The sequence below is a fragment of the Saccharopolyspora sp. NPDC045839 genome (assembly GCF_056431645.1).
On record NZ_JBWKKH010000012.1, the window covers coordinates 1 to 7,142 of the forward strand.

The 7,142-nt window shown below is 64.9% G+C and carries 5 protein-coding genes and 1 pseudogene; 5 read left to right on the forward strand and 1 reads right to left on the reverse strand.

Annotated features, from left to right (window positions below; translation table 11 throughout):
• Positions 1-568: 568 nt before the first annotated feature.
• The 4 genes from AC07EQ_RS18585 to AC07EQ_RS18600 are packed head-to-tail and all read left to right on the forward strand — an operon-like array spanning position 569 to position 5,135.
• Positions 569-1,849, forward strand: a complete 1,281-nt coding sequence (locus AC07EQ_RS18585; RefSeq protein WP_478389160.1) for an ABC transporter substrate-binding protein — start codon at positions 569-571, stop codon at positions 1,847-1,849.
• Positions 1,850-1,853: 4 nt separating this feature from the next.
• Complete coding sequence (locus AC07EQ_RS18590; RefSeq protein WP_478389161.1) at positions 1,854-2,834, forward strand: carbohydrate ABC transporter permease; 981 nt, start codon at positions 1,854-1,856, stop codon at positions 2,832-2,834.
• Between the two features lie 58 nt (positions 2,835-2,892).
• Entirely contained in the window at positions 2,893-3,714 is an 822-nt protein-coding gene (locus AC07EQ_RS18595; protein ID WP_478389162.1) for a carbohydrate ABC transporter permease, read from the forward strand.
• Between the two features lie 8 nt (positions 3,715-3,722).
• Complete coding sequence (locus AC07EQ_RS18600) at positions 3,723-5,135, forward strand: GH1 family beta-glucosidase (protein ID WP_478389163.1); 1,413 nt, start codon at positions 3,723-3,725, stop codon at positions 5,133-5,135.
• A 116-nt stretch (positions 5,136-5,251) separates the two neighbouring features.
• Here AC07EQ_RS18600 and AC07EQ_RS18605 read toward each other — a convergent pair whose 3' ends face one another.
• Positions 5,252-6,193, reverse strand: coding sequence for a helix-turn-helix transcriptional regulator (locus tag AC07EQ_RS18605; protein ID WP_478389164.1), 942 nt, complete (start codon positions 6,191-6,193; stop codon positions 5,252-5,254).
• A gap of 603 nt (positions 6,194-6,796) precedes the next feature.
• Between AC07EQ_RS18605 and AC07EQ_RS18610 the strand changes: the two are divergent.
• A pseudogene (locus AC07EQ_RS18610) lies at positions 6,797-7,142 on the forward strand (hypothetical protein); the annotation flags it as partial.

A 7,142-nucleotide genomic window follows, 5' to 3' on the forward strand; every position in this document is an offset into this window, starting at 1 on the left:
GCAGGACAAGCTCATCGAGGAGCACGAGCGCGTGGCCGGCGGCGTCGGCCGGGCGATGTCGATCGGCGTGGTCGACGAGGTCATCGACCCCAAGATCACCCGCCGCCGCATCGCCGAGGCGCTCGCCGCGGCCCCGGCCGGACGCGGCTCGCACGGCAACATCCCCCTCTGACATAGCGCCGTCACCACGGTCCGGTTGTGCCTCTTGTGCTTCGATTCCCTGCCCTCGGATCCGTTGATCTCCGGATTCGCCGCGATCTAGCCTGGCTTGAAATCCATCAGTTCTCCCGAGAGCGGGGAGTTGAAATTGCCTGAGATCCCGTCGGCGAATGCCGTCCGCGCCTTGTGAAGCGGCGCCAGCCGCTTGCATCCACCCAAGCAGCGCAACCACCGGCGGGTCGAGGTCGACGCGGACAACGAGGGACGGGTGCTGGTGCACTTCTGAACCGTGGGCCGGATGTCCGAAGAGGCAGACTTCGATTCCCGTGGTGGACACACGTTCCGCTGCGCGGTAGATCAGCGATCAGCTCGCGGCATGGTGGTCACGATTGGGAGATGAGGAAGTGTGATGAGGAGAAGGCGTTCGCGCTGGCTGGCTGTTGCTGCCCTGACCTCGGCTGTGTCGGTGGCCCTGACGGGGTGCGCGGGAACCGATGGGGCCGGCAGTGGGAAGATCGAGATCAAGGTCGCGACCTTCGGCGAGTTCGGTTACGAGCCGCTGTTCAAGGAGTACGAGGCACAGCATCCCAACATCCACTTGGTGTCGCAGGTCGCCGACTTCGAGGCCCACCACAAGGGACTGGCCACCCAGCTAGCGGGCGGCAAGGGCGCTGCCGATGTCGTCGCCGTCGAAGAGCAGTACATTCCGCAGTTCCTGCAGTCCAGGGACAAGTTCGTCAACCTCGCCGACTTCGGGGCCAAGGACCTGCAGAACCAGTGGGCCCCCTGGAAGTGGGAGCAGGGGGTCAGCAAGGACGGAAGTTTCGTACTCGGTCTCGGGACGGACATGGGCAGCCTGGCGATGTGCTACCGCCGCGACCTGTTCGCCCGGGCCGGTCTGCCGACCGAGCGCACCGAGGTGGCCAAGCTGTGGCCCACCTGGGAAGACTTCGCCCGGGTCGCCGACCGGTTCAGCGCCGCGGTGCCGGATGCGAAGTTCGCCGATTCCGCCGGCACCATCTACACCGCGATCTTCAACCAGTCCGAGGAGAACTTCTTCTCGAAGGCGGACGACTCGCTCATCGCCGACCGGAATCCGAACCTGCGACGTGCCTTCGACATCGCCGCGAGCATCGGGGCGAAGGGGCAGACCGCCAGGGTGACCAGCTACACCCAGGGCTGGAACGTGGCGGTCAAACAGGGCTCCTTCGCCGTGATGAACTGCCCGGCCTGGATGCTGGAGCAGATCAGGGAAGCCGGTGGCGACGGGAACAAGGGCAAGTGGGACCTCACCACGGTTCCCGGCAACAGCGGAAACCAGGGTGGCTCCTACCTGACGGTGCCCAAGCAGGGCGCACACCCGAAGGAGGCCTACGAAGTCGCCAAGTGGCTGACCGCCCCGGAGCAGCAGAAGAAGATTTTCCTGCAGAGCGGCATCCTGCCCAGTACGCCGGCTGCGTACCAGGATCCTGAGGTGATCGGCAAGACCGACCCGTACTTCAGCGACGCACCGGTGGGCCAGATCTACGCGAGCTCGGCGGACAGCCTGCGCCCGAATTACCGCGGTGCCAAGGACAGCGTGGTGCGACCGAAGTTCGGCCAGGCACTCGGCCGCGTCGAGGACGGCAAGCAGAGCGCCGACCAGGCGTGGGCCGAGGCCGTGCAGCAGGCCCGCGACGCCGTGAGGTAGGGAGATGTCACGAAGCCCTTCACCGACGCCCACCCACGAACCGGCCCACGTTCTTCGTGGGCCGGTTCCGGGTGGGCGCCGGGGGGTCCTGCTCTCCCGGATCGACGCCCGAGTCACGCCGTACCTGTTCGTCGCTCCTTTCTTCGTGCTGTTCGCCCTGTTCGGCCTCTTCCCGCTGCTGTACACCGCGTGGATTTCGCTGCACGACTGGAATTTGATCGACGGTGATCAGGGCTTCGTCGGGCTGGCGAACTACACCGCACTGTTCGCCGACCCGGATTTCTACAACGCCCTGTTCAACACCGCGAGCATCTTCGTGGTCTCCACGGTGCCCCAGCTGTTGGCCGCGCTCGGCATCGCGGCGCTGCTCAACCGGCCGCTTCGTGCGGGGACCGTTTGGCGCGCAGGTGTTCTGCTGCCGAACGTCATCTCGGTGGTGGCCGTGGCGCTGGTCTTCGCCCAGCTGTTCGGCCGCGATTTCGGCATGATCAACTGGGTTCTGGGGTTGTTCGGGTTGGATCCCGTCGACTGGGAGGGCCAGCGCTGGTCGTCGCACCTGGCCGTCGCCACCATGGTGATCTGGCGTTGGACCGGCTACAACGCGTTGCTCTACCTCGCCGCGATGCGCAACGTCCCCAGAGAGCTCTACGAAGCGGCCGCGCTCGATGGGGCTTCGCGGTGGCGGTCGTTCTGGTCGATCACCGTGCCGGGAATCCGGCCGACCATCATTTTCACGGTGGTGGTCTCGACGATCGGCGGCCTGCAGCTGTTCGCGGAGCCGCAACTGTTCGACTCGACCGGAACCGCCGGTGTCGGCGGCAACGACCGGCAGTTCCAGACGTTGACCATGTACCTATACGAGAAGGGATTCGGTCTGTTCGACGCCGGATATGCGGCTGCCATCGCATGGGTGCTGTTCGTCCTGTGCTTGCTGTCCGCAGTGGCGAACTTCGTGCTGGTGCGTCGAATTCGCGGAGGGAGCTGAAGCGGTGCTCGCGAGTGTTCCTGCCCGGCGACCCCGTCGATCCGACGGTGCCGGTCCATTGACCCGCCGCCCCGGGGTTCTGGTCTACGCGCTGCTGACCGGTGTTGTCGTGTCATCGGCGTTCCCGTTGTACTGGTCGTTCGTGGTGTCCTCCAGCGACAGCTCGGCCATTGGTGAATCCATCCCACCTCTCGTCCCCGGCGGCTACCTCCTGGAAAACGTGCAACGCGTCTTCGACACCGTGGACTTCTGGCTCGCGATCCAGAACTCGTTGATCGTCTCGGGAACGGTCATGGTGTCGACGGTGGTGCTGTCCAGCTTTGCCGGGTTCGCTTTCGCCCGACTGCGCTTTGCCGGGAGAAACACCCTGTTCCTGGTGGTGATCGGAACCGTGATGGTGCCGGCCCAGCTCGGGGTGGTCCCGCTGTACATGGTCGTCGGCGACCTCGGGTGGTACGGCAGGCTGGAGGCGGTGATCGTGCCCGCACTGGTCAACGCGTTCAGCGTCTTCTGGATGCGCCAGGCGTGCGAGGAGGCGGTTGCCCCGGAACTGGTCGACGCGGCCAGAGTGGATGGTTGCTCGCTGTGGGGGACGTTTCGGCATGTGGCGATCCCGGCGATTCGTCCGCAGGCGGCAGTGCTCGGCATGGTGACGTTCATGGCCGCGTGGAACGACTTCTTCTGGCCGCTGATCGTGCTCGACCCGAACGAGAGCCTGACCGTTCAGGTAGCCTTGTCGAGGTTGGCGAGCGGTTACTTCTTGGACTACTCATTGATGCTGACCGGTGCGACGCTCGGCGTGCTGCCCGTGATCATCGTCTTTCTCCTGCTGGCAAGGCAGATCGTCAACGGACTCACGCGAGTTTCGGTCAACGGATGAGGTGGGATATGACCAACAAGAAGGCGCTCGGCTTCCCGTCGGACTTCGTCTGGGGGACGGCCACGGCCTCCTACCAGATCGAAGGCGGAGCGAAGGAGGACGGCCGCGGACCGTCCATCTGGGACACATTCTCGGCCGCGGAAGGCAAGGTTCTGGGTGGTGATACGGGTGAAGTGGCTTGCGACCACTTCCATCGATATCCCGAGGACGTCGCGCTGATGGCGGAACTCGGCCTGCCGACCTACCGGTTCTCGGTGTCCTGGTCGCGGGTCATGCCGGACGGGCGGACGGTGAACCCGCAGGGGATGGCGTTCTACGACCGGCTGGTCGACGAGTTGCTCGATCACGGCATCACGCCGATGATCACGCTGTTCCACTGGGACCTGCCCCAGGCGTTGGAAGACGAGGGCGGTTGGCGGGTTCGTGACACCGCCGCACGGTTCGCCGATTACGCGGCGGCAGTGCACGGCGCCCTCGGCGATCGAGTGCCGGATTGGACGACGCTCAACGAGCCCTACTGCTCGGCATTTCTCGGCTACGGAACCGGGGTGCACGCACCTGGAGTGGCAGAGCCGGGCACCGCGCTCGTCGCGGCACACCACCACCTGCTGGCGCACGGGTTGGGGATGCGGGCGCTGCGCGCAGCCGCACGACCCGGACAGCGGTTCTCACTGGTGCTGAACTTCGCGCCGGCGCTGACCGATGTGGACGACGAAGCCCACCGCGAGGCAGCGCGCAAGTTCGACGGGATGCAGAACAGGATCTTCCTCGACCCGGTGCTGGGTCGTGGTTACCCGGAGGACGTGCTCGCCGACGTCGCTCACCTGGGTGCGCTGGAACCCGCCATACGCGATGGCGATCTCGAGACGATCACTACCCCGCTCGACTGGCTCGGGGTGAATTACTACGCGCCGGTCCGGGTGGCGCCGTTGGCGGACCTGGAAGCACCAAGTAACAGCGGCCTGCCGGGCTTGCGGGGCTTCGACGTTCTGCCGCCTCGCGGGCCGCTTACCTCGTTCGGCTGGGAACAGACGCCGAGTTCGTTGACGGACCTGCTGCTGTGGCTGCGCGGGCACTGCCCTGGCCTTCCGCTCATGGTCGCCGAGAACGGCGCGGCCTTCGCCGACACGATCGACAGCGATGGCCGGATTCGAGACCGCGACCGGGTCCGCTACTTCGCCGACCACCTTCGCGCGGTCCATGCGGCGATTGAGCAGGGCGCGGACGTGCGCGGTTACCTCGCCTGGTCGTTGCTGGACAATTTCGAGTGGGCTCTGGGTTATTCGCAGCGGTTCGGCCTGATTCACGTCGACTTCGACACCCTGCAGCGCACGGTCAAGGACAGCGCCCGCTTCTTTTCCGGAGTCGCGGCGAGCAACGCCGTACCGGTCGACGACCCCGCCGAGCTCACTGTGGACTGACGCCGGCCATCCGATTCGAGCGCTGTGCCGACTACTTCTGCGCTTTGCTCGCCCTGGTTGCCGCATTGACCTGTGACAGCAAGAAGCCCGCAAAGTCGGCGACTTGAGACAGGATCTCAGCGGTTGCGATGATCTTTTGGGGTGTGGCCGAAGTGCTGGCGGAATGCCTTGGTGAAGGTGTGGGCCGAGTTGAAGCCGGATTCGTAGGCGATTTGGGTGATGGTTTTGCGAACGTTGGCGGGGTTTTCGAGTTGTAGTTGCGCGTGGTGGAGACGTTCTTGACGAATGAGTTCGCTGGGCGTGGTTCCGGTTCGCTGGAGCACGGCTTGGATTTGTCGCGCTGACCAGCCGAGTGCTCGTGCGATGGATTCCGTGTTGAGTCCACGGTCCCACGCGTTGGCGCGAATGTGTCGGCGTACTTGGGTTTCGATCTCGCGTGCGTGGCTGGTCGGCGGTTGGGTATCGCCGAGGAGGAGCAGGCAAATCAGGTCGGTGAGGTGTTGGCTTGCTCGGTCGAATTGGGTGGCGGTGAGGGTGTCGCGTTCGGCTTGGAGGGTGGCGAGGCTGGTGTAGATGAGTCGCCCGAAACCGTGGGCGAGGTCGGTTGCGGGGTTGAGAAGTGCGCCGCGGCCGAGGCGGTGGTCGATCTCGCGCTGGGGCATGATGAGGGCCATGCCCTTGTGGCAGGGTCCGACGCCGACGTCGAACGGGGTGTCCATGGTGAACAGCGCGCCGGTGCCGGCGGTGAGCGTGTGCTGGTTGCCGGCCTGGCGTAACACGAGCGAGCCGCGGATGGAGATGCCGAATCTGTATCGCTCATCGGGGTCGGCATGAACTTGGCGCTTGGTGCGCTGAAGCCATTGCGGGGTGGAGGCGTCCCAGCTGACGAGCTGGTAGGACTGGGTGCGTTGGCAGGTTGTGTGGCCTTGGAAGTCGGTCGGCCGGATGACCCGGGAGCTGAGGGTGCAATGGAATGAGCTGATTACCTCGCCCCAGTATTCGAGCTGGTCGGCGCGTGGCATGTCCTCGGTGGTGGTATCCACGGTGGCGGTATCCACGTGGTAAGTCAGTGGCATCGCGACCTCTGGCTGCAGCGGGGACGAACATCGGGGAGTCTAGGCCGTGTGACTTGGCGTGACTAGACCGTTCAGTGGCAACGCCTCGCTCGCAAGTTGGCGCGGGTTACGCCGCAGTCCGAGGACGCGCGCCTCGACCTCGGCTTGGATGCAGGTCAAGCAGCGGTGCGGGGTGAGGACCGATCGGCCAGGTCCGCATCACCGCGTGACGCTGCGCGCGAACCGGCGACGAACCGTTCTACTGGACGGGCATGAATGGCCAGTTAGCTGTAACCGGGGCGCCATTGAACCCTTCCAGTCGTGGCTTCGGTGCGTGAGTCGGACACACCCGCCGCACTGGACGTCTGCCTAGGCAAGTAAACCGCCAACCAGTCCCGACGGCGCAGTCGTGCGCGTGTGGGCGGTTGTCGTGCGTTTCTAGGCGCAACAACCACCCACCTGTACTCTTAAGGTCCCCTTGCCTGCAGTTACCAGGGGTTCACGGAGAGATAGTATGGCCACGGATGCTTTTCTGTATCGATTAACGGGCGAGAAAGAACCGGATCCGTTCCCGCTGCCTTCGGTGACCGGGATGCGTTCGATCCGGTGCGCCACCCGAACCGGCATGTGGTGTTCATTGCCGATCATCACCATTGCATCGGTGCCCCGCTGGCCCGGGTGGAGGGCGAGAGCATCTTCTCCCACCTGCTGGAACACTTCCCCGGGATCGGGTGTCTGTCGTTCGTCGAGCGTGAGGTGCGCAAACGCTTCGAGGATCGGCTCGGCGTATATGAGGCGATCGACGCGTTCGATCTAGTCGAGTACTCTCATCGGAGCACAGCGGGATCGCGCAACGTGATCAACGTGGATCAGCGGCTCGATCGGAGCATGCCGCGCCCGGACCTGTTGACCGTGTTCGGAGGGATTGCGCGATTGCCATGGATTACGGAAC

Bases quoted from the DNA above. Each gene is read 5' to 3' on its own strand.
- AC07EQ_RS18585 (WP_478389160.1), top strand. From the start codon at position 569: ATGAGGAGAAGGCGTTCGCGCTGGCTGGCTGTTGCTGCCCTGACCTCG.
- AC07EQ_RS18590 (WP_478389161.1), top strand. From the start codon at position 1,854: ATGTCACGAAGCCCTTCACCGACGCCCACCCACGAACCGGCCCACGTT.
- AC07EQ_RS18600 (WP_478389163.1), top strand. From the start codon at position 3,723: ATGACCAACAAGAAGGCGCTCGGCTTCCCGTCGGACTTCGTCTGGGGG.